Here is a 22223-nt window from a genome sequence, read left to right as displayed (position 1 = left end):
TTCTTGTCTTGATCCGGCCTTCTGATAGAGAGGACCGAAGCCTTCAACGCGGGACACCTTGGGCACAGGAACGGGAAACCTTGCAGCCGGAGTCCAATTCGTACATTCGAACACGCCGGTTAATGCGGACTGAACGCCGGACAATCCGGTCTTAAGGATGAGCAATGTCGGGTAAGAAAAAGCCGCTGATCGTCGTCACGCGCAAATTGCCGGACAGCACCGAAACGCGCATGCGCGAACTGTTCGACACCCGGCTCAACATCGACGATGTCCCGATGACGAAGGCCCAGTTGATCGACGCGGTCCAAAACGCGGACGTGCTGGTGCCGACCGTCAGTGATGAGATCGACGCCGACATTCTCAGCCATGCCAACGGCAAGCTGCGCCTGATCGCTCATTTCGGCAACGGCGTGGACAATCTCGATGTCGCCGCCGCCGTCGCGCGCGGCATCACAGTCACCAACACGCCGAAGGTGCTCACCGAAGACACCGCCGACATGACCATGGCGCTGATCCTCGCCGTGCCGCGGCGACTGATCGAAGGCGCGGCCATCCTCACGAGTGGCGACTGGGCCGGCTGGTCGCCGACCTGGATGCTCGGCCATCGGATCGGCGGCAAGCGGCTCGGCATCATCGGCATGGGCCGCATCGGTCAGGCGCTGGCGCGGCGCGCACACGCTTTTGGCATGCAGATCCACTACCACAACCGCCGTCCCGTCAGCCCGGCGATCGAGGAAGAACTCGGCGCGACCTACTGGGAAAGCCTCGACCAGATGCTGGCGCGGATGGACTTCATCTCGGTGAACTGTCCGCACACGCCCGCGACCTACCACCTGCTTTCGGCCCGGCGCCTCAAGCTCATCCGCAAGGACGCCTACATCATCAACACCGCGCGCGGCGAGATCATCGACGAGGCGACGCTGGTGAAGCTGATCGAGGACGGCGAGATCGCCGGTGCCGCGCTTGACGTGTTCGAACACGAACCCGCCGTGCACCCCAAGCTGGCGCGCCTTGCCAAGGCCAACAAGGTCGTGCTGCTGCCGCATATGGGCTCGGCCACGATCGAGGGCCGCGTCGACATGGGCGAGAAGGTCATCATCAACATCCGCACCTTCCTCGACGGCCACAAGCCGCCGGATCGCGTGCTGCCGAACATGCTATGATCCACCTCAGCGGTGCGCCGACAAATCCCTGATCGTCGGATGATCGCCGTTGAGCGGGTTGGCGGGATCGCGCGCATAGCGCAGCGTCTCAAAGCGCATCGCGCGCGCATCGATCATCAATAGGCGGCCGACCAACCCTTCGCCGAAGCCGACGATCTCGCGAATTGCTTCCAGCGCCATCATCGAACCCAGCACGCCCGCGAACGCACCGACAAGTCCCGCTTCCTCGCAGGTCGGGATCGTGCCCGGCGGCGGCGCTTCCGGAAACAGGCAGCGATAGGTCGGATTGAACTCACCATCCGCATTCTTCTCATGCGCGCGGATCGTCGTCAGCGAGGCGTCGAAAATCCCGAGCGCGCCTGCAATCAGCGTCTTTCCAGCAAGGTAGCAGGCATCCGAGACGAGATAGCGCGTGGTAAAATTGTCGGAGCCATCGACGACGATGTCATAGCCGCCGATGATCTCCATCGCATTGGAAGCATCAAGCCGCGTCTCATGCGTAACGAACGCGACATGCGGATTGAGCGCGCGAACGCTATCAGCAGCGCTCTGCGTTTTCAGGCGGCCGACATCGGACGTGGCGTGAATGATCTGACGCTGCAAATTCGACAGCGTCACGGTGTCGTCGTCGACGACGCCGAGCGTGCCGATACCGGCGGCGGCCAGATACATCAGGGCCGGTGCGCCAAGCCCGCCCGCGCCGATCACCAGAACCTTCGCGGCCTTGAGCGCGGCCTGCCCCTGCCCGCCGACTTCGCGCAGGACGATGTGGCGGGCATAGCGTTCAAGTTCTTCGGAGGTCAGCATGATATCGGGAACCTACTTCTGACAGCTCGGACACCAGAAGGTCGAGCGGCCGTTCTGAGTAAAGCGTTTCACGGTGCCACGGCAACCTCGCGTGCGGCATGGCTCGCCCTCGCGATCGTAGACTTGAAACGAGTGCTGGAAATAACCGAGTTCGCCCGAAGTCTGGCGGTGATCACGCAGCGACGAGCCGCCTGCTTCAATGGCTGCGTTCAGCACCGCGCGAATCGCAGCAACAAGCCGCACGGCATGATCGGTCGGCGCGCCGCTTTTCGTTGCGAGCGTGGACGCCTGACGCTTTGGCGACAGATGCGCGCGAAACAGCGCCTCGCAGACATAGATATTGCCAAGCCCCGCGACAACGCGCTGGTCGAGCAGCGCGGCCTTCAAAGATGTCTTCTTGCCCGCGCAAGCCTGCGCCAGCATGGCCGCGTCGAACGCATTGCCGAGCGGCTCCGGGCCGAGCGCCCTGAGGAATGGTTCGCCCTCAAGATCCGCGCGCGGCACGATCTTCATGTAGCCAAAGCGGCGCGGATCGTTGAACGAGATCACCGCGCCGTTGCCCATCTCGAACACGACGTGGTCGTGGGTGCGGTTCTCGCTGCGCGGATGATGAAACACGGCCGGTATCTTGCCGTTGTCACCCTGCATGACGCGAAACGAGCCCGACATGCCCAGATGCATCAACAGCACATCGCCGGAATCGAGGTCAGCCAAAAGATATTTGGCGCGGCGGCCAAGCCCGGTAATGACGTGGCCGGCCAGGCGGGCCGCAAAATCCTTTTGCAGCGGAAAGCGCAGGTCACCGCGATGGGCCGTGACGCGAGCGATTCGCACGCCCTCCATGGCCGGGATCAGACCGCGGCGGACCGTTTCAACCTCGGGTAATTCGGGCATTTCGGATTCACCTTGAGCGCCCAAGGTGATAGCGCCATTGCGCCCGCCACGCTATGGTGCCCGCCGGAGAGCCCAACATGAGCCAAGCGCCAGATAATTCGACACATTTCGGCTATCGGGAGGTTTCGCCCGGCGAAAAGCAGGGCCTCGTCAACGAGGTCTTCCACAACGTCGCGAAGCGCTACGATCTGATGAACGACCTGATGTCGGGCGGGCTGCACCGGGTCTGGAAGAACCTGATGGTGGAAACGCTCAATCCGCCGCGCGGGGAAGCCCCCTTCAGAATGCTCGATGTCGCGGGCGGCACTGGCGACATTTCCTTCCGCGCGGCCAAGGCGGCAGGCCCCAACTTCCATTCCACCGTCTGCGACATCAACACTGACATGCTGGCGGTAGGCCGCGAGCGGGCACAGGCCCAGGTACTGGATGATCGCGTCGATTTCGTCGAGGGCAACGCCGAGGCGCTCGCCTTCGCTGACAGAAGCTTCGATGCCTACACCATCGCGTTCGGCATCCGTAACGTGCCGCAGATTCCGCTGGCGCTACGCGAGGCCTGGCGCGTGCTGAAGCCCGGCTCGCGCTTTCTCTGCCTCGAATTCTCCTCGGTCACCATGCCGGGCCTCGACAAGATCTACGACATCTTCTCGTTCAACATCATTCCTCAGATCGGCAAGGCCGTGACGGGCGATGCCGAATCCTATCGCTATCTGGTCGAATCGATTCGCCAGTTTCCGAAGCCCGACACCTTCGCGGAGATGATCCGCGATGCCGGGTTCTCGCGCGTGGCCCATGAGATTTTTTCAGGCGGCATCGTCGCGCTGCATTCAGGCTGGCGTCTGTGATTTCTTCGCTCATGCACATCACCCGGCTTGCGCACGCCGCTTTCGTGTTCGCGCGCGAAGGCGTGTTCGGCGTCGTCGACCCCTCGCCCTTGCCTCCACCCGCGCAGGCCGCGATCCGCGCCGCGCGCCTGATCGAACGCCGGGGTACGAAATCCAGCGCGCGACTGTCGCACGCGTTGACGCGATTAGGTCCCACTTACGTCAAGCTCGGACAATTTCTCGCAACACGCCCCGACGTCGTCGGCGTCGCGATGGCGCGCGACCTCGAGAGTCTTCAGGATCGTCTGCCGCCGTTTCCGCAGGACCAGGCCATCGCCGTGGTCGAGATGGGCTTGGAAAAGCCCATTACATCAGTATTTTCGCATTTCGGCGAATCCGTTGCTGCCGCTTCCATCGCACAGGTGCATCGCGCCGAGGTTTCGGACATCAACGGCACGCGCCCCGTCGCCGTCAAGATTCTGCGCCCCAATGTCGGCGCGCGCTTCAACCATGACCTCAATGCATTCCGCTACGCCGCGCGCAAGGCGGAGGGCGTTTCATCCGAAGCGCGGCGGCTGCGCCTGACCGAGATCATCGAGACGCTGGCGCGCTCGGTCGCCATGGAAATGGATCTGCGCATCGAGGCAGCGGCGCTCTCGGAGATGGCGGAAAACACGCGCGAGGATTCCGACTTCCGCGTGCCAACCGTCGATTGGGACCGCACCAGCCATCATGTCCTGACGATGGAGTGGATCGAGGGCATCGCGCTCAACGACCGCGCCCGGTTAGAGGCCGCAAATCTCGACCTGCCCGCGCTCGGTCGCAAGGTGATCCAGAATTTCCTCCGTCACGCGCTGCGCGACGGCTTCTTTCACGCCGACATGCATCCGGGCAACCTGTTCGTCGACAGCAACGAACGACTCGTAGCCGTCGATTTCGGCATCATGGGCCGGCTCGGACTGAAGGAGCGGCAGTTCCTCGCCGAAATTCTCTACGGCTTCATCACCCGCAATTATCGCCGGGTCGCGGAAGTACATTTCGAGGCGGGTTACGTGCCCTCGCATCATTCGGTGGAGAATTTCGCACAAGCCATTCGCGCCATCGGCGAGCCGATCCACAACCGCGCCGCCGACGAAATCTCGATGGCGAAATTGCTCACACTGCTGCTCGAAGTCACCGGCCTGTTCGACATGCGGACGCGGCCTGAACTGATCCTGCTGCAAAAGACCATGGTGGTGGTGGAGGGCGTCGCGCGCTCCTACGACCCCAAACTCGACATCTGGAAGACCGCCGAACCCGTGGTGCGTGAGTGGATCGAGCGCAACCTCGGCCCGCTTGGCCGTATCCAGCAGGCCGCGAGCGGCGCGGGTGACCTTGGCCGCATTCTCTTCGGTCTGCCCGCCATTGCCGCGCGCTCGGTCGCCGCGCTGGAGCAATTCGAGGCCATGACCCGCGATGGACTGGTGCTGTCGCCAGATACGATAGCCGCCTTGGGGCGATCGGAGCGGCGCGGGCGGCATTGGGAGACAGTGGCGCTCTGGATTATTGCGTTGAGTCTGCTTGGATTTCTCTGGATTTCCTTCTAGATGCAATCACTCTAGAAAAATTTGATTGCATTGCAATCACATGCTAGGCTGACGCATGGCCAGCCTCACCGTCCGCAAGCTCGACGACGACATCAAGACCGCGCTGAAGCTGCGCGCGGCCCAGAGCGGCCGTTCGGTTGAGGACGAGGTTCGGGTGATCCTGCGGCAAGCCGCGGCGCAAGGCGAGGCTTTGCCGGTACGACCCAACTCATCTGTTTTGGAAGTCCCGCACCCTGAGCCGGGACAGGCACGCCACCGCGTCACCCTCATCATCGGCGGCGGCATTGCCGCCTACAAGGCGCTCGACCTGATCCGCCGCCTGAAGGAGCGCGGCTGTGAGGTCCGTTGCGTGCTGACGCGGGCGGCGGAAAAATTCGTCACCGCATTGAGTGCCAGCGCACTCGCGAACAATCGCTGCTACACTGACTTGTTCGATGCCGAGAGCGAGTTCGACGCCGGGCACATTCGCCTCGCGCGCCATTGCGATCTCGTAGTGGTCGCACCCGCGACTGCTGACCTGATGGCGAAGATGGCGCAGGGCCTGGCCGACGATCTCGCCAGCGCCATTCTGCTTGCAACCAGCAAGCCGGTGCTGCTCGCGCCCGCGATGAATCCGGCGATGTGGAACAACGCCGCCACACAGCGCAATGTCGCCCAGCTTGTCCGCGACGGCCGCATCCTCATTGGCCCGAACCGCGGCGAGATGGCGGAAGCCAACGAAGCAGGCCTTGGGCGGATGGCAGAGCCCGTGGAGATCGCGACGCGCGCGCTCGCTTTGCTACAGCCTGCGCACCCTCCAATTTTGCAGGGCCGGCGCGTGCTGATCACGGCGGGGCCCACGCACGAGCCGATCGACCCGGTGCGCTACATCGCCAACCGATCCTCCGGCAAACAGGGCTACGCCATTGCCGCAGCAGCCGCAGAGGCTGGCGCGGAGGTGGTGCTGGTGTCCGGCCCAGTGAACCTGCCCGACCCGCAAGGCGTCAAAACCATTCGCGTCGAAGCCGCACGCGACATGCTGGCCGAGGTCGAACGCGCTCTTCCCGCCGATATCGCGATCTTCGCCGCCGCCGTCGCGGACTGGCGCGTTGCCAATGCAGGCGCGGAGAAGATCAAGAAAACCGCGCACGGCATGCCGCCGCTCGAAATGGTGGAGAATCCCGACATCCTCGCCACCGTCGCCAAACGGACATCGAACCGGCCGCCACTGGTGATCGGCTTCGCCGCCGAGACCGAGCATGTCGCGGAAAACGCCGCTGCGAAACTCGCGCGCAAAGGCTGCGACTGGATCGTCGCCAACGACGTGTCACCCGCAACCGGTATCATGGGCGGCGACAGCAACGCTGTACAGATTTTCATGAAGGACCGGGCCGCGCCGGAAAGCTGGCCCGCCATGAGCAAGGACGATGTCGCAACGCGCCTGATCGCCCGGATCGCGGACACATTCTCACCCACGGAAAGCATTGCACGCCCATGACCGAGCCGCTGCGGATCGCCGTCACCCAACTCCCGCATGGCGAAGGCCTTGCCTTGCCCGCCTACCAGACCGAGCACGCCGCCGGTCTCGATCTGCTTGCCGCCGTGCCGGAAGACAAGCCAATCCAGCTTGCGCCCGGCGACCGCGTGTTGGTTCCGACGGGTCTCGCGATCGCGCTGCCTGCGGGCTATGAAGCGCAGGTGCGCCCGCGCTCCGGCCTTGCCATCAAACATGGCCTGACCGTTCTGAACTCGCCCGGCACCATCGATGCCGACTATCGCGGTGAGATCGGCGTGCCGCTCATCAATCATGGCCGCGGAACCTTCACGATCCGACGCGGCGAACGCATCGCGCAGATGGTGGTGGCACCGGTGGTACAGGTGGCGTTTGAATCTGTCGGGGAACTTCCGCCGAGCGCGCGAGGCGCGGGCGGTTTCGGCTCCACGGGCCGCTGATTCGCGGTTTTCATCCCCGCCGCACGCCTTATTGCCGTTCCTTCCCCACGTTCACGGTCTGGACTCTTACCCCCCGAGTCCCCGGGAGGTTATTGTGTTTTGATTCGCGGGCGGTGGTTGAGAATCAAGAATGTCAGGCGTCCTCCGGACGATGCGTCGAAGCTTGTTGTCATGCACGTCGATCGTGCAGGGCGGCTTCGCCATCCTCGCAGGAACGCTGCCTGCACATGCCGCGGGGAATGGCGCCATCGACACCACACTCGCCATCCTCGGCAACCTGAACCGGCCTGAAATTACGGGGCTCGCGCTGTCCGCCTCCGTGCTCTGCTTCTCGGTGGTGTCAGCGATCCTTTTGATGCGTACGCGGCTGCGCGCGGAAGCGATGGAGGCGCAACTGCGCGCCGACAATCAATCGCTGCAGCATGAATCCGATCGCCTGCGCGCCTTGCTGTTTGCCGAGCCGCAGGTGCTGATCGCATGGTCCGCCGGCGACGAGCGGCCCGACATCACCGGCGACATCGCGCTGCTGATGCCACAGGGCCAGGCTACGTCCGCTCAGCGCGTTCTGGCGTTCGGCACCTGGCTTTTGCCCGAGCAGGCGCTTGCGATGGATCATGCCGTCGATGCTCTGCGCGAGCGCGGCGAAAGCTTCCTGCTGACAATGTCGGCCTCGAACGGCCGCGCCATCGAGGCGATAGGGCGTGCGGTCGGCGGACAGGCCATCGTGCGCATTCGCGAATTGAGTGGCGTGCGGCTCGAACTCGCGGAGATGACGCAGCGCCATCTGCATCTCATCGAAGAAACCGACGCATTGCGCGCCTTCGCCGCCGAAATCCCGCAACCTCTGTGGGCGCGGCGCGCCAACGGCACGCTGCGCTATGCGAATGCCGCCTACGCCCGAGCGGCGGAAGCAGCAAACCCCTCCGACGCCATTGAGCGCGGTGTCGAACTACTCGACAGCGAGGACCGCGCCGCGATGCGCCACGCGCTTGCCGAGGGCAAGCCTTATCGCGCGCGTCTGCCGGTCGCAATCGGCGGCGAGCGGCGCATCTTCGATGTGTTCGCCTACAACGTCACCGATGGCAGCGTCGGCGTGGCGATCGATTGCAGCGAGACCGTCGCGTTCAAGGACGCACTGATGCGCATGGCGGATGCGCACCGGCGGATGCTCGATCAATTGTCGTCCGGCGTCGCCGTGTTCGATGCCGACAAACGCCTCGCCTTCTACAACGATTCCTATCGCAGGCTGTGGGATCTCGACCGCGCGTTCCTCGATTCCAACCCGAGCGATTCCAGTGTACTGGAAAAGCTGCGTGCCGAGCGCAAGATTCCCGAGCAGCCGGATTTCCGCGCCTGGAAGGCTCGCCTGCACGAAGCCTACCGCGCCATCGAACCCGCCAAGGAAACCTGGTACTTGCCGGACGGGCGCGCGGTCAGCATCGTCACCACGCCCAATCCCGAAGGCGGCGTGACCTACCTGTTCGATGATGTCACCGAGAGCCTCAAGCTGCAGCGCCAGCACGACGGGCTGCTGCGCGTCCAGCGCGAAACGCTAGACAATTTGTCCGAAGCGGTGGCGGTGTTCGGCGGCAATGGCCGCGCGCAGTTGTTCAACCCGCCATTCGCGCAGCTCTGGAAACTCTCAACCGAAGCGCTTCAGCAGCAGCCTCACATCGAGACCATCGAGCAATGGTGCAGGCCGCTGTTCGAGGATGCCGCAACCTGGCAAGCCATCCGCGCCGCTATCACCGGCATCGACAGCCGCACCGCGCTGCAAACCCGGATCGAGCGCAAGGACGGCAGCGTGCTCGACTGCACCACGATTCCGCTGCCTGACGGCGCCACCATGCTGGCCTTCCAGGACGTCACCGACAGCGTGAACGTGGAGCGCGCGTTGCGTGAACGTAACGATGCGCTGGAGGCCGCCGACCAGATGAAGGTGGATTTCGTCCACCACGTTTCTTACGAACTGCGCTCGCCGCTGACCACCATCATCGGCTTCGCCCACTTCCTCAGCGACCCCGCGACCGGGCCGATGACGGTGAAGCAGAGCGAGTATCTCAACTACATTACCACCTCGACCAACGCGCTGCTCGCGATCATCAACAACATCCTCGATCTCGCCACTATCAATGCGGGCGCGATGACACTCGACCTCGGGCCAGTCGATCTGCGCAAGACCGTCGAGGAAGCGACCGCCGGGCTGCAGGATCGCCTGGTGCACGACAACATCCGGCTCGTGATTGATATCGATCCCTCCGCCGCAGGCTTCATCGCCGATGAGCGGCGCATCGTGCAGATTTTCTACAACCTGCTCGCCAACGCGATCGGTTTTTCGCCCACCAATGGCACAGTCCGCCTCAACGCATGGCGTGAGAACGGCCTCATCTGCTGCGCCGTCGCCGACGCTGGTCCCGGCATTCCGGATGACGTGCGCGACAAGGTGTTCGACTGGTTCGAGAGCCGCGCCAACGGCTCGCGTCACCGTGGCGCAGGGCTTGGCCTGTCGCTGGTGCGCTCCTTTGTCGAACTGCATGGCGGCCGGGTGAGGGTTGACTCGGTGGTGGGTGAAGGCACTACGGTGACGTGCGAATTTCCCGCCGACCAGACCGCCCATCGCAGCGCTGCCGAATGAACGAACCATCATCCTTCTCGGTTGCCCTTCCCAATGAGATCGCGACGGCCCACCTGATGGCCGATCTCGCGCTGCTGGTCGGCCCCGGCGACACCATCACGCTGTCCGGCGATCTTGGCGCGGGCAAGACGACCGCGGCGCGCGCGATGATCCGCTATCTGGCGGGCGACGAGGCCTATGAAGTCCCGAGCCCGACCTTCACGCTGACGCAAACCTACGATCTGCCGCCCTATCCCGTACTGCATGCGGATCTCTATCGCATCGCCGACGCGACAGAGCTGGAGGAGATCGGCCTGTCGCCGCTGCCTGAAGGCACTCTGGCGCTGATCGAATGGCCCGAACGCGCTCCCGAAGCGATGCCGGACAACCGCATCGACATCGCCTTCAGCCACAGGCCTTCGCTCGGCTCGTCGGCGCGTGCCGCCGAGATCACCGGGCACGGCGAGGCCATCGCCAAGGTCGCGCGCCTCGCCGCGCTGAGGCGTTTCCTCAATCTATCCGGCCATGCCACCTCTGACCGGCAGCGCATGGCGGGCGATGCCTCGACACGCTCTTATGCGCGCGTGATTGGCGACCAGGGCTCGCTGGTACTGATGAATTCGCCGCCGCGCCCCGACGGCCCCGCGATCCACAACGGCAAATCCTACAGCGCCGCCGTGCATCTCGCCGAAGATGTCCGTCCCTTCGTCGCGCTCGCCAACGGCCTTCGCCGTCAGGGTTTCTCCGCGCCCGCGGTGTATCACGCCGATCTCGACGCGGGTTTTCTGCTGCTCGAGGACCTCGGTGGCGCGACCTTCGTGCAGGGCGAACCGCCCGCCCCCATAGTCGAACGTTATCAGGCCGCCGCCACGATGCTGGCCGCACTTCACGGCATCGACCTGCCCGACACGCTGCCGCTCGCACCCAAGATCACTTATCGGATCCCGCAGTTCGACTTCGAGGCGATGATGGTCGAAGTCGGATTGATGCTGGACTGGTATCTCCCCGATCACGGTGTGACGCTGAGCGGCATGATGCATGCCGACTTCCTCGTGATCTGGAAGGACCTGCTCGGCCGATTTGATACGACGCGCAAGACCTGGATGCTACGCGATTTCCACTCGCCGAACCTGATCTGGCTGAGCGGACGCAAGGACACCAGTCGCGTCGGCCTGCTCGACTTCCAGGACGCGGTGATGGGGCCGGAAGCCTATGATCTCGTGTCGCTGCTGCAGGATGCGCGGATCGACGTGCCCGATACCGTGGAAATTCCGCTGCTCGGCCGCTACGTCGCCGCACGGCGTCAGACAAATCCGGCATTCGACGCCGCAAGCTTCGCCGAGCAGTACGCCATCATGTCCGCGCAACGGAATACGCGCCTGCTCGGCACCTTCGCACGGCTCAACCGCCGTGACGGCAAACCGCAATATCTGCGGCATCAGCCCCGGATATGGGGCTATCTACAGCGGGCTTTCGCTCACCCCGCCCTGAACAGCCTTAAGGATTGGTTTACGGCGAACGTCCCGCCCCCTATCGATCGCATTTGAAACGAAAATTTACGCGCCATTAGGTCGCCTGACGGTATTTTTGGCGGCATCGTCTTGCTGCTGTCATACCGGCCGCAAGACACAACGGGCGGAGACCCCGAATGGCAACAGAACGACGCAAAGGCGAGCGAGTCGTTTTCGAACGCGGCTTTGCAGCTCATATGATGGGCATCGACGGCACATGGCGCCGAAGCTGCCTCGTCGAGGATATTTCCGAATCCGGTGCAAAGCTCACGGTGCAAGGCAACGTGGAAGGACTGGCGCTGAAGGAATTCTTCCTGCTGTTGTCTTCGACCGGCCTTGCCTATCGTCGTTGCGAACTCTGCTGGGTGAACGGCGAACAGATCGGCGTGCAGTTCCTCAAGCAGGACCCGAAGCGCCGCGGCGCCACCACGCGCAAGAACAGCAACAGCAATCAGGTCGTCGAAATCTGATCCTGCGCATCCTCCGCGCAGGAGTCGTATTGCCGTCACAGAAGCGAATTACAGCGGTTCAACGCCCTGCGTCACGCCTGGTGATGACAGGCCGCGCTGCGATGCTCTAGGCTTCGCCCAGATCATCCGGCGATTCGCTTGAGAGACGACGATGCCTTTTCAGCCTCATACCGCCATGGTGCTTGCCGCTGGTTTCGGCACAAGGATGCGGCCGCTGACCGACCACAAGCCAAAGCCGCTGGTCGAGGTCGCGGGCAAGCCGCTGCTCGATCACGTGCTGGACCGCCTTGGCGAGGCTGGTGTCGATAAAACCGTCATCAACGTGCACTATCTCGGCGAGCAGATCATCGCGCACACCGCCGCGCGGCAAAAGCCGAAGGTGGTCATCTCCGATGAGCGCAACGAAGTGCTCGGCACCGGCGGTGGCGTGGTCAAAGCACTGCCGCTGCTCGGCACCGATCCGTTCTTCCATCTCAACGCCGACACGTTGTGGATCGACAGCGTCACCCCGAATCTCCAGCGCCTCGCCGATGCCTTCGATCCCGCGCGGATGGATATTCTGCTGCTGATGGCGCCGACCACCGGCAGCATCGGTTATGACGGGGCTGGCGATTTCACCATGCTGACGGATGGCCGCCTGCAACGGCGCAGGGAGCAGCATGTGGTGCCGTTCGTCTATGCGGGTGTCGCGATCCTCTCGCCCACGATCTTCAAGGGCGCGCCACAAGGCGAATTCTCGCTCACAAAGCTGTTCGATGAAGCGGCGGCGCAGGAGCGGCTGTTCGGCCTGCGGCTGGAGGGCGTGTGGATGCATGTCGGCACGCCGGACGCCATCGCGGCGGCGGAAAAAGCGTTTCTGGCCAGCGCGGCCTGATTTCCTATATTCTCTCGACAAACCCTGCCCGGCCGTGATCCGCTTGGCCGTCAGTGGAATCCTTCATGCGCGTTTCCAACATTCCCTCATCGGCACCATTTCTGCGCACGCTTTTGAGCGCGCTGGTCGACGGTCGCCTGATCGATGGCTTTCGCGCGCGTGAAGCACCCGAGCGTCTGGCACAGGCAACGCTCTATCTGCCGACCCAGCGCGCCTGCCGCATGGCGCGCGAGATTTTTCTCGACGTCATGGGACAGGATGCCGTGCTGCTGCCGCGCATTGTCGCCCTCGGCCATGTCGACGAAGACGAACTCGACTTCGCGCGAGGTGAGGCCGTCGAATTCTTCTCGCTCGCCGTGCCGGAAGCGCTGGATGGCCTGCCGCGCCGGCTGGTGCTGATGCGCCTTGTGGATGCGTGGGCCAAGCGGCTCGGCTCGCGTGAGCTTGCAGCCGCACCTCTGGTCGCGGGCGGACCTGCATCGACGCTCGCTTTGGCCGACGATCTTGCACGTCTGATCGACGACATGACCACGCGCGGCGTCGACTGGAGCGCGCTCGACAATCTCGTGCCGGACGATCTCGACCGGTATTGGCAACTCACGCTCGACTTCCTCAAGATCGCCAAGGACGCGTGGCCTGCTTATCTCGGTGAACAGAACCTCATTGAGCCAGCGCGCCGCCGCGATCTTTTGATTGAGACGGAAGCCGCGCGGATCGCGACATTACCCGGCCCGTTCATTGCCGCAGGCTCGACCGGCTCGATGCCGTCCACCGCGAAATTCCTGCATGCCATCGCGAAACATCCGCAGGGTGCTGTCGTGCTGCCGGGACTCGACATCGATCTCGACAGCGAGTCATGGCGCGCAATTGGCGGCATACGCGATTCCGAGGGACGCTTCACCGAACATCCCTTGTCGAGCCATCCGCAGTATGCGCTGCATGGCCTGCTGGAGTTGCTCGGACTGGAACGGCGCGACGTGATCCCACTCGCCGAACCTGCCTCGCATGGCCGCGAGTTGCTCGCCTCCGAAGCGATGCGGCCCGCCGCCGAGACCGCGCAATGGCATGATCGCCTTGCCGAGCAGGACGTTGCCGCGCGCATCGCAAGCGGTTTTGAAACTCTCACCGTCATCGAGGCCGCCAATCCGGAAATGGAAGCGCTCGCCATCGCGGTCGCGATGCGGGAAGCGCGGCAGAAAAACAAAACGGCTGCGCTGGTGACGCCGGATCGCGCGCTGGCACGCCGCGTGATGGCCGCGCTCGGCCGCTGGAAACTGGCGTTCGACGATTCCGGCGGCGACTCGCTGATGGATACGCCGGCCGGCATCTTCGCGCGCATTGCGGCGGAGACGATCACAACCGGGCTGTCGCCGCCGACGCTGCTCGCCTTGCTCAAACATCCGCTGCTGCGGCTGGGGCAGGCGGAAGGCGCATGGACCAAAACGGTCCACGATCTCGAACTGGCGGTGCTGCGCGGCACCCGTCCGGCGCCCGGCTGCGAAGGATTGCAGGCGGCCTTTGCGTGGTTCGTTGATGAATGGGGCAAAGCACGACGCAAGGAGCACTCCGCGCTTCATCGCTCCGAGCCGCGCTGCCGGCTGACACAGGGCGACATCGATGGCATTGCGCGCCTTCTCGTTGCGCTTACGGAAGCACTCACGCCGCTGGAAAACATCGCGCGTGGCGCGCATGACCTCGCGACACTGGCGCAGCTCCATCGCGAAACGCTGATCCGTCTGTCCACGTCTGACGATGGCCGCATCGCTGTCTTCGGCGGCCATGACGGCCAGCAACTTGCGCAAGCTTTCGACGAACTGCTTCTGCCCAGCGGCGACGCGACTTCCCCCGCGCAAACGCACATCGCGCTTGAGATTGCAGATTATCCCGATTTGTTCGCGACCGCTTTTGCCAGTGGCATGGTGCGGCGGCCGCAAAACGAAGATGCATCGTTGCGGATTTACGGCCTCTTGGAAGCGCGCCTCACGCAATGCGACCGCGTGATTCTCGGCGGCCTTGTTGAAGGCGTGTGGCCACCTGCACCGCGCATCGATCCGTGGCTATCGCGGCCGATGCGCCACGATCTCGGCCTCGATCTGCCGGAACGGCGCATCGGCCTCACCGCGCACGATTTCGCGCAACTGCTCGGCGCGGAGGATGTGATCCTCACTCACGCCGCCAAGGCTGGCGGCGCGCCATCGGTCGCCTCGCGTTTCCTCCACCGGATGAAGGCAATTGCAAAGCCGGAGGCGTGGGACGCAGCGCTTGAACGGGGCGCGCGTTATATCCGCTACGCCGAAGCGCTCGATCATCCCGATAGTATTCAGCCGATTGCACAGCCTGCGCCAAAGCCGCCGGTGACGCTGCGACCGTTGCAGATGTCGGTGACGGAGATCGAGGACTGGCTGCGCGATCCTTATACGATCTTCGCCAAGCGCATTTTGAAACTCACGCCACTCGATCCGATCGATCTTCCTCTGACCGCTGCGGATCGCGGCTCCGCGATCCATAATGCACTCGGGGATTTCACCGAAGCGCACAGCAAAAACCTGCCGGGCAATATTGCGGCAGAACTGCGGTCTTTCGGGGAACGGCATTTCGCGGCGCTGATGGAGCATCCCGAGGCCCGGGCGCTGTGGTGGCCGCGCTTCCTGCGCATCGCGGAATGGTTTGCCGGATGGGAAATCAAACGCCGCGAGGACATCACCGAGATCGCCGCCGAGTTGCGCGGCGAGATTCCGATTCCGCTCGCGAACGGACGCCGCTTCATTCTGAGCGCACGCGCCGATCGCATCGAGTATCGCAGTGATCGCACCTTCGCAATCGTCGATTACAAGACGGGCACGCCGCCGAGCGGCAAGCAGGTGCGGCTTGGTCTCGCGCCGCAGCTCACGCTGGAGGCCGCGATCCTGCGCGGCGGGGGATTCAAACCGTTCCCGGCTCGCGCCAGCGTCAGTGAACTTGTCTACGTCCGGCTCAACGGCAACAACCCGGCGGGCGAAGAGAAGATCGTCGATCTGCGCATCGCGCGTGGCAACGAACCGCAATTGCCGGACGATGCCGCCGACGAGGCGCTCGCGAAGCTGACGGCGCTGATCAAAAAATTCGAGAACCCCGAACAGGCCTACACCTCGCTCGACCTTGCGATGTGGTCGAACCGCTACGGCACCTATGACGACCTCGCGCGCATCAAGGAATGGTCGGTCGCGGGCCATCTCGGCGGAGGTGGCGAATGAGCAAGCCGCGCGCCAATATTCCGGAAGCCGTCCGCGAAGCGCAGTTGCGCGCCTCGCACCCGCAATCCTCCGCCTTCGTCGCCGCCAATGCGGGGTCGGGCAAAACTTACGTGCTCGTCAACCGCGTGATCCGCCTGCTGCTCGACGATGTCGCGCCGGAAAAGATTCTCTGTATCACCTTCACCAAGGCCGCCGCCGCCAACATGGCGCAGCGCGTGTTTGACACCTTAGGGAAATGGGTCGCTCTCTCCGACGATGAGCTGGACGCCGCGATCCGCAATTCCGGCGCACAGGTCACGCGCGACGTGCGCGCGCGAGCACGCAAACTGTTCGCCTGCGCGCTGGAGACGCCGGGCGGGCTGAAGGTGCAGACCATCCATGCGCTCTGTACCCGCCTGCTGCAGCAGTTTCCGTTCGAGGCCAACGTGCCCGCGCACTTCGCGGTGCTCGACGAGCGCGACCAGACCGACATGATGGAGCGCGCCAATCTCGCGGTTCTGCTGGAGGCCGCGCGCACACCGGACGGCGCGCTCGGCCGCGCGCTCGCCTTCGCCATGGCGCAGGCCGCCGACATCACCTTCAAGGAGGTGGTGCACGAGGCATGCCTGAGCCGCGAGCATTTCATGGCGTGGGCGGACGGCGCGGGCAGCATCGATGCCGCGATGATTCAGGTCTGCCGCGCGCTCGGTGTCACCTCCGACGCGCAGCTTGACGCCATCGAGCGCGAGATGGTCGATGGCCCGCATCTGCCGCGCCGCCGCTGGCTCGCGGCGGCTGAGGCCTTCGAGCAAGGCGGCAAGAGCGACGCCACGCAAGGCGCCCGCCTGCGAGCCGCAGCAGCTTTGTCAGGCGAAGCGCAGCTTGATGAATATCTCAGCCTGTTCATCACAGGCGAAGGCGGCGCCCGCAAAACGCTGATGACCAAGGCGCTCGCCGCCACGCAAGGTGCGCTGGCCGCCGCGCTCATGCAGGAACAGCCGCGCCTCCTTCAACTCGACGAACAGCGCCGCGCCGTGATCCAGCGCGACCGCACCCATGCACTCCTGGTGATCGCAAGCGCGGTCGCGGCGCACTACCGCCGCGAGAAGCAGGCGCGCGGCCTCTTGGATTATGACGATCTGATCGACAAGACCCACACGATGCTGACCGGCGGCTACGCCTCCTGGGTGCATTTCAAGCTCGACCGAGGTATCGACCACGTGCTGATCGACGAGGCGCAGGACACAAGCCCGCGGCAATGGGACATCATCGAGAGCTTCGTCTCCGAATTCACCGCGGGCGCGGGTGCGCGCGACATTCGTCGTACCGTGTTCGCGGTCGGCGACGAGAAGCAGTCGATCTTCTCGTTTCAGGGCGCGGCTCCGCGCGAATTCGATTTGCGCCGCCGCGCGATGATGACGCGCCACGCCCACGCGAAACTTGCCTTCGAATCGGTGTCGTTCAAGCATTCGTTCCGCTCGGGTGCCGCGATCCTCGACTCGGTCGATTACGTGTTCCGGGAGCAGGCGATCTACAAAAGCATCCATAATGACGACGCCTATCCGGTCCACGACGCGCTGCCCGACGCCGCACCCGCGATGGTCGAATTATGGAATCTGGAAGAACCGGATACGCGCGAGGAGATCGAGGGCTGGGATGCACCGTTCGATACGATCTCCACCACGAGCCCAGATGTGAAGCTCGCGCGCCGCGTGACCGCCGAGATCAAGGCGCTGATCGACGCAGGCACCATGACCGGCACTACGGGCCACCGCCGCAAATTGCGTTATGGCGACGTGATGGTTCTGGTCCGTCGGCGCGGCACGACCTTCGATGCGGTCATTCAGGCGCTCAAGCATGCGGGCATCCCGGTCGCGGGCGCGGATCGGCTCAAACTCACCGAGCACATCGCGGTGATCGACCTGATGCATCTCGCCGATGCGCTGTTGCTCCCACAAGATGATCTCGCGCTGGCGGTGGCACTGAAAAGCCCGTTGTTCGGGCTCGATGACGATGACCTCCTCGCCATCGCGCCTGCCCGCACCGGCTCTCTGCGCGCGGCATTGCAGGCGCATGCGGACACATTGCCGAAATTGAAATCGGTAAACGATTTCCTCATGCAATGCGAGAAGCGTTTCGCGCGCGTCACACCATTCGCATTTTTCGCATGGCTGCTCGGCGGCGAAGGCGGCGGCAGCGGCGGGCGGGCGCGCATTTTGCGCAGGCTCGGGCCGGAGGCGAACGATGCGCTCGACGAATTTCTCGAACTCGCGCTGAGCTATGAACGCAAGGCCGCGGCCTCGCTGCAGGGCTTCATCGCGTGGCTGCGCGCCGCCGACACCGAAGTGAAGCGCGACATGGAGATCCTGCGCGACGAGGTTCGCGTCATGACCGTGCACGGCGCGAAGGGCCTCGAGGCTTCCGTGGTGTTTCTGGTCGATACCACCACCTCGCCTTCGGATACGCAGCGCCTGAAGCTGATCCGCATGGCGCACGGCAATGCCGGGCCTGGCGACGTCGTATTGTGGGCTGGCGCGAAGCGCGACGACACAGAAGCCGTAGCGCAGGCGCGCGCCGCGATGCGCGACGACACCGAGCACGAATACCGCCGCCTGCTCTATGTCGCGATGACGCGCGCCGCCGAACGGCTGATCGTCGGCGGCTGCAAGCCCGGCAATCGCAACAATGTGCGCGAGCTGTCATGGTACGATCTGATCGACAAAGGGCTTGGCGCCTCGCCCCTTGTCATGACGGAAATCGAAACGCCCTTCGGTCCCGTCAGGCGCTACACCCGCGCGGGCGATGTCGAGCCCAAGGTCGCAGAGGACGTGGCGGCAAAGCCCGCCGCGCCCGCGCCACTGCCGGACTGGCTGCGTGCGAGTGCGCCGCTGGAGATTCCGCGCGAACGATCAATCGCGCCATCCGATGCGAGCGACGATGTGTCCCTGCCCACGCTGGCACCCGAAGCGGCGCTCCTGCGCCAGCGCGCACGACTGCGCGGCCAGTGGGTGCATCGGCTGCTGCAATCGCTGCCGGACATCGCGCCCGATCAGCGCAAGGCGGCGGCGGAGCGTTTTCTCGCCCGCCATGCGCAGGATGGATTTAACCAGGACGACCTCAATCAGCTCGCGCAACAGGTCGTCGATCTGATCGGAGAGCCGCAATTTGCCGCGCTGTTTGCGCCGGGCAGCCGCGCGGAAGTCTCGATCGCGGGCCGGATCAATATCGGGAACAAGATCGCGCGGGTGTCAGGGCAGATCGACCGTCTCGTGATTACGCCACACGATATTATCATCGTCGATTACAAGACCGGCCCCGCACCGCGCGCGGAAACACCGCCGCATTATGTCCGCCAGCTCGCGCTGTACCGCGCGGTGCTCGCGAAACTCTATCCCGACAGGACCATTCGCGGCGCGCTGCTGTGGACGGAAACCGCGCGGATGGTCGAGGTCCCGTCTGCGACGTTGGACTCAGGGCTGGCGGCGGCCTTGTCCGGGGATACAACCTAGCCATTGATATCATTACACAATATTACGCCCGGCGATTCGGCATAGCAGCAACACGGACGCTTTGCCAGCCTTGACCGGGTTGAAGGGCATTCATACGTTTGCGCCAATCAAACGGGCGCCGATTCTCAATTCGGCGCCTTCATCAACGAGGCAGATCATGGGCGTAGGCAAAGTTTCGGATACCGACTTCGAGGCTGAAGTTCTCAAGGCGGAAGGTCCGGTCGTGGTGGATTTCTGGGCGGAGTGGTGCGGCCCCTGCCGCATGATCGCTCCGGCGCTCGACGAAATCGCAGGCGCGATGGGCGACAAGGTCAAGATCGTCAAGCTCAACGTGGACGAGAGCCCGAAGACCGCGTCGAAGTATGGCGTGATGTCGATTCCGACCCTGATGATCTTCAAGGGCGGCGAGATGGCCTCCCGTCAGGTCGGCGCCGCGCCGAAGCAGAAGCTGCAGCAGTGGATCACCGCTGCGGTGTAAGCCGCGCGCATATACGGATTAAAACAACGGCCGGTGATTTCACCGGCCGTTTTGTTTTGCGATTTAGGTCGGTAGCGTGCCGTTCTCCGCCAGCACATGGCCCGCGAGATAGAGCGAGCCGGTGATGAGGATGCGCGGCGGGGTCTCGTAGGCCATCGAGGCAATGAAACTCAATGCCTCGGCCACGCCGGGCGCGACATCGGCGCGCATTTCCTGCGCGCGCGCGACGGCCGCGAGTTCCTCCGGCTCCATCGCATTGTCATTCTCAGGAATGGGCACCGCGACCACATGACGGGTCAAGCCCGAGAAGTTCGCGAGAAAGGCCCGCGCGTCCTTGTTGGCCATCATACCGACAATCAGCACCACGGGACGCTCGATGCGCTCGCCGAGGTCGGCCAGCGCCGCCGCCGTGACGCGCCCGCCATCGGCGTTGTGGCCGCCGTCGAGCCACAACTCGCAGCCTTCCGGCGCGTGCGCGAACAACGCGCCTGAGGGCAGCCGCTGCATTCGTGCGGGCCACTCGGCGCGCGCAATGCCCTGCTCGAACGCCGCAGGCTCGATGGTCAAGGATGCGATGGCGCGCAGCGTGGCAATCGCAAGCCCGGCATTGTCGAACTGGTGGCGGCCGAACAGGCGGGGAGCCGCGAGATCGAGCAGGCCGCGCTCATCGTGATAGACAAGCCGCCCGTGCTCGACGCCGACATGCCATTCCTGTGTCGCGGAAAGTAGCGGCGCGCGCATCTTCCGCGCGGTCTGCTCGATCACGGCCTGCGCTTCAGCCTGCTGCTCGGCCGAGATCACCGGCACGCCGCGCTTGATGATGCCTGCCTTCTCGCCCGCGATCTTGATCAGCGTATCGCCGAGGAATTCGGGATGATCCATGCCGATGGGCGTAATCACACTCGCCAGCGGCTCATCGACAACATTGGTCGCGTCCAGCCTGCCGCCGAGTCCGACCTCGAGCAGGAGCAGATCCGCGATGTGCTGCGAGAACAGCACGAAGGCTGCGGCGGTCTCGATTTCAAACAGCGTGATCGGCGCGCCGCCATTGGCGCGCTCGCACTGGGCAAACGCATCCTCGAGCTGCGCGTCGGTCGCAAGCACGCCCGCGATGCGAAAGCGCTCGTTGATGCGCACCAGATGCGGCGAGGTGTAGACGTGGACACGCAGGCCCGCCGCCTCACAGATCGCGCGCAGGAACGCGACCGTCGAGCCCTTACCGTTGGTGCCCGCGACATGGATCACCGGCGGCAAGCGGCGCTCGGGATGATCCAGCGCCGCGAGGATGCGCTGGATACGCGACAGATCGAGATCGATGCGCTTGGGATGCAGCGCCGTCAGCCGCGTCAGGAGATTGTCGAGCTCGCGGCGCGCAGGTGCGGCGGCGCTCACGCTGATGACGGCACCGCCGTATCCGGCGGCAGCACTTCGACATCCGGCAGCCGCGGCGCGGCGGCCTGATCGGCCTGCGGCGCGGGCGCCTTCATCAGGAGGCGGCACAGCCGCGCCAGCGTGGCGCGCATATCATGGCGGTGCACCACCATGTCGACCATGCCGTGGTCCTTGAGATATTCGGCCCGCTGGAAGCCCTCCGGCAATTTCTCGCGGATGGTCTGCTCGATCACGCGCGCGCCGGCGAAGCCTATCAGCGCGCCCGGCTCGGCGAGCTGCACATCGCCCAGCATCGCGTAGGACGCGGTAACGCCGCCGGTGGTCGGGTTGGTCAGCACCACGATGTAGGGCAGCTTGGCTTCGCGCAGCAATTGAATGGCGACCGTCGTGCGCGGCATCTGCATCAGCGACAGAATGCCTTCCTGCATCCGCGCGCCGCCGGAGGCTGCGAACATGATGAAGGGCGCATGCTTCTCGACCGCGAGCTGCAATCCCTTGACGATCGCCTCGCCCGCCGCCATGCCGAGCGAGCCGCCCATGAAATCGAAATCCTGCACCGCGACCACGGCGGGCGTACTTTCGATCCGGCCATAACCGACCTTCACCGCGTCGTTCATGCCGGTCTTGGCACGGGCGTCCTTGATGCGGTCGGCATATTTGCGCTCATCGCGAAACTTCAGCGGATCGGCCGCGACATCCGGCAGCGCCACATCGAACCACGTCTCGTTGTCGAACACCGACTTCAGCCGCGCGGTCGCACCCATGCGCATGTGATAGTTCGAGCCGGGAATGACGAACTGGTTCGCCTCGACATCCTTGTAGAACACGAGTTGACCTGAATCCGGACACTTGATCCAGAGATTCTCCGGCGTCTCGCGACGGATCATGTTGCGGATTTTCGGACGGACGACGTCGGTCAACCAGTTCATGGGCGGGCTCCCGCTTCAATTCAGCCGATAT

Annotated in this window: 16 protein-coding genes; 12 read left to right on the top strand and 4 right to left on the bottom strand. The window is 64.2% G+C overall.

Going from position 1 to position 22223, the window contains the following annotated elements:
- Nucleotides 1–164 precede the first annotated feature (164 nt).
- Nucleotides 165–1163: a 2-hydroxyacid dehydrogenase gene (locus tag AFIDRAFT_RS08405; RefSeq protein ID WP_009338781.1), complete on the top strand. Its 999-nt coding sequence runs from the start codon at nucleotides 165–167 to the stop codon at nucleotides 1161–1163.
- 6 nt (nucleotides 1164–1169) lie between these two features.
- Here the strand turns inward: AFIDRAFT_RS08405 and AFIDRAFT_RS08400 are convergent, their stop codons facing one another.
- Both AFIDRAFT_RS08400 and mutM read right to left on the bottom strand, forming a co-directional pair.
- On the bottom strand, nucleotides 1170–1970 hold the full coding sequence (locus tag AFIDRAFT_RS08400; protein WP_009338780.1) for a HesA/MoeB/ThiF family protein: 801 nt from the start codon (nucleotides 1968–1970) through the stop codon (nucleotides 1170–1172).
- 12 nt (nucleotides 1971–1982) lie between these two features.
- On the bottom strand, nucleotides 1983–2864 hold the full coding sequence (mutM, locus tag AFIDRAFT_RS08395) for a bifunctional DNA-formamidopyrimidine glycosylase/DNA-(apurinic or apyrimidinic site) lyase (protein ID WP_009338779.1): 882 nt from the start codon (nucleotides 2862–2864) through the stop codon (nucleotides 1983–1985).
- A 77-nt stretch (nucleotides 2865–2941) separates the two neighbouring features.
- Here mutM and ubiE point away from each other — a divergent pair, with 77 nt between their 5' ends.
- From ubiE to trxA, 11 genes are all read left to right on the top strand, one after another.
- On the top strand, nucleotides 2942–3706 hold the full coding sequence (ubiE, locus tag AFIDRAFT_RS08390; RefSeq protein WP_009338778.1) for a bifunctional demethylmenaquinone methyltransferase/2-methoxy-6-polyprenyl-1,4-benzoquinol methylase UbiE: 765 nt from the start codon (nucleotides 2942–2944) through the stop codon (nucleotides 3704–3706).
- An 11-nt stretch (nucleotides 3707–3717) separates the two neighbouring features.
- On the top strand, nucleotides 3718–5271 hold the full coding sequence (ubiB, locus tag AFIDRAFT_RS08385) for a 2-polyprenylphenol 6-hydroxylase (protein WP_009338777.1): 1554 nt from the start codon (nucleotides 3718–3720) through the stop codon (nucleotides 5269–5271).
- 55 nt (nucleotides 5272–5326) lie between these two features.
- Nucleotides 5327–6748: a bifunctional phosphopantothenoylcysteine decarboxylase/phosphopantothenate--cysteine ligase CoaBC gene (gene coaBC / locus AFIDRAFT_RS08380; protein WP_009338776.1), complete on the top strand. Its 1422-nt coding sequence runs from the start codon at nucleotides 5327–5329 to the stop codon at nucleotides 6746–6748.
- The gene (dut, locus tag AFIDRAFT_RS08375) at nucleotides 6745–7203 is read left to right on the top strand and encodes a dUTP diphosphatase (RefSeq protein WP_009338775.1); all 459 of its coding nucleotides are present in this window, start codon (nucleotides 6745–6747) and stop codon (nucleotides 7201–7203) included. Before coaBC ends, dut begins: the two co-directional genes overlap by 4 nt.
- A 130-nt stretch (nucleotides 7204–7333) precedes the next feature.
- Entirely contained in the window at nucleotides 7334–9838 is a 2505-nt protein-coding gene (locus tag AFIDRAFT_RS08370; protein WP_009338774.1) for a sensor histidine kinase, read from the top strand.
- Nucleotides 9835–11364: a bifunctional tRNA (adenosine(37)-N6)-threonylcarbamoyltransferase complex ATPase subunit type 1 TsaE/phosphotransferase gene (locus AFIDRAFT_RS08365; protein ID WP_009338773.1), complete on the top strand. Its 1530-nt coding sequence runs from the start codon at nucleotides 9835–9837 to the stop codon at nucleotides 11362–11364. Before AFIDRAFT_RS08370 ends, AFIDRAFT_RS08365 begins: the two co-directional genes overlap by 4 nt.
- Before the next feature lie 101 nt (nucleotides 11365–11465).
- Nucleotides 11466–11798 (top strand): PilZ domain-containing protein, encoded by a 333-nt coding sequence (locus AFIDRAFT_RS08360; RefSeq protein WP_009338772.1) that lies wholly within the window; start codon nucleotides 11466–11468, stop codon nucleotides 11796–11798.
- A gap of 151 nt (nucleotides 11799–11949) precedes the next feature.
- Nucleotides 11950–12672 (top strand): nucleotidyltransferase family protein, encoded by a 723-nt coding sequence (locus tag AFIDRAFT_RS08355; RefSeq protein ID WP_009338771.1) that lies wholly within the window; start codon nucleotides 11950–11952, stop codon nucleotides 12670–12672.
- Between the two features lie 65 nt (nucleotides 12673–12737).
- Complete coding sequence (gene addB, locus AFIDRAFT_RS08350; protein ID WP_009338770.1) at nucleotides 12738–15905, top strand: double-strand break repair protein AddB; 3168 nt, start codon at nucleotides 12738–12740, stop codon at nucleotides 15903–15905.
- Complete coding sequence (addA, locus tag AFIDRAFT_RS08345; protein ID WP_009338769.1) at nucleotides 15902–19393, top strand: double-strand break repair helicase AddA; 3492 nt, start codon at nucleotides 15902–15904, stop codon at nucleotides 19391–19393. The genes addB and addA overlap by 4 nt, the downstream gene beginning before the upstream one ends.
- Before the next feature lie 157 nt (nucleotides 19394–19550).
- Nucleotides 19551–19871: a thioredoxin gene (trxA, locus tag AFIDRAFT_RS08340; protein WP_002717684.1), complete on the top strand. Its 321-nt coding sequence runs from the start codon at nucleotides 19551–19553 to the stop codon at nucleotides 19869–19871.
- Nucleotides 19872–19934: 63 nt separating this feature from the next.
- On the opposite strand, the gene AFIDRAFT_RS08335 is transcribed toward trxA, so the two are convergent.
- Together AFIDRAFT_RS08335 and accD are read right to left on the bottom strand one after the other, a co-directional pair.
- Nucleotides 19935–21263 carry a bifunctional folylpolyglutamate synthase/dihydrofolate synthase gene (locus AFIDRAFT_RS08335; protein ID WP_009338768.1) on the bottom strand — a complete coding sequence of 443 codons (1329 nt, stop codon included), beginning with the start codon at nucleotides 21261–21263 and terminating at the stop codon, nucleotides 19935–19937.
- On the bottom strand, nucleotides 21260–22192 hold the full coding sequence (gene accD / locus AFIDRAFT_RS08330; RefSeq protein WP_009338767.1) for an acetyl-CoA carboxylase, carboxyltransferase subunit beta: 933 nt from the start codon (nucleotides 22190–22192) through the stop codon (nucleotides 21260–21262). Before accD ends, AFIDRAFT_RS08335 begins: the two co-directional genes overlap by 4 nt.
- Between the last annotated feature and the right edge of the window lie 31 nt (nucleotides 22193–22223).

The organism is Afipia sp. 1NLS2 (assembly GCF_000178995.1).
In the GTDB taxonomy this organism is placed as follows: Bacteria; Pseudomonadota; Alphaproteobacteria; order Rhizobiales; family Xanthobacteraceae; genus Afipia.
The sequence above is the reverse complement of the archived record's forward strand: the minus strand, read 5'-3'. Positions and strand labels throughout refer to the sequence as shown.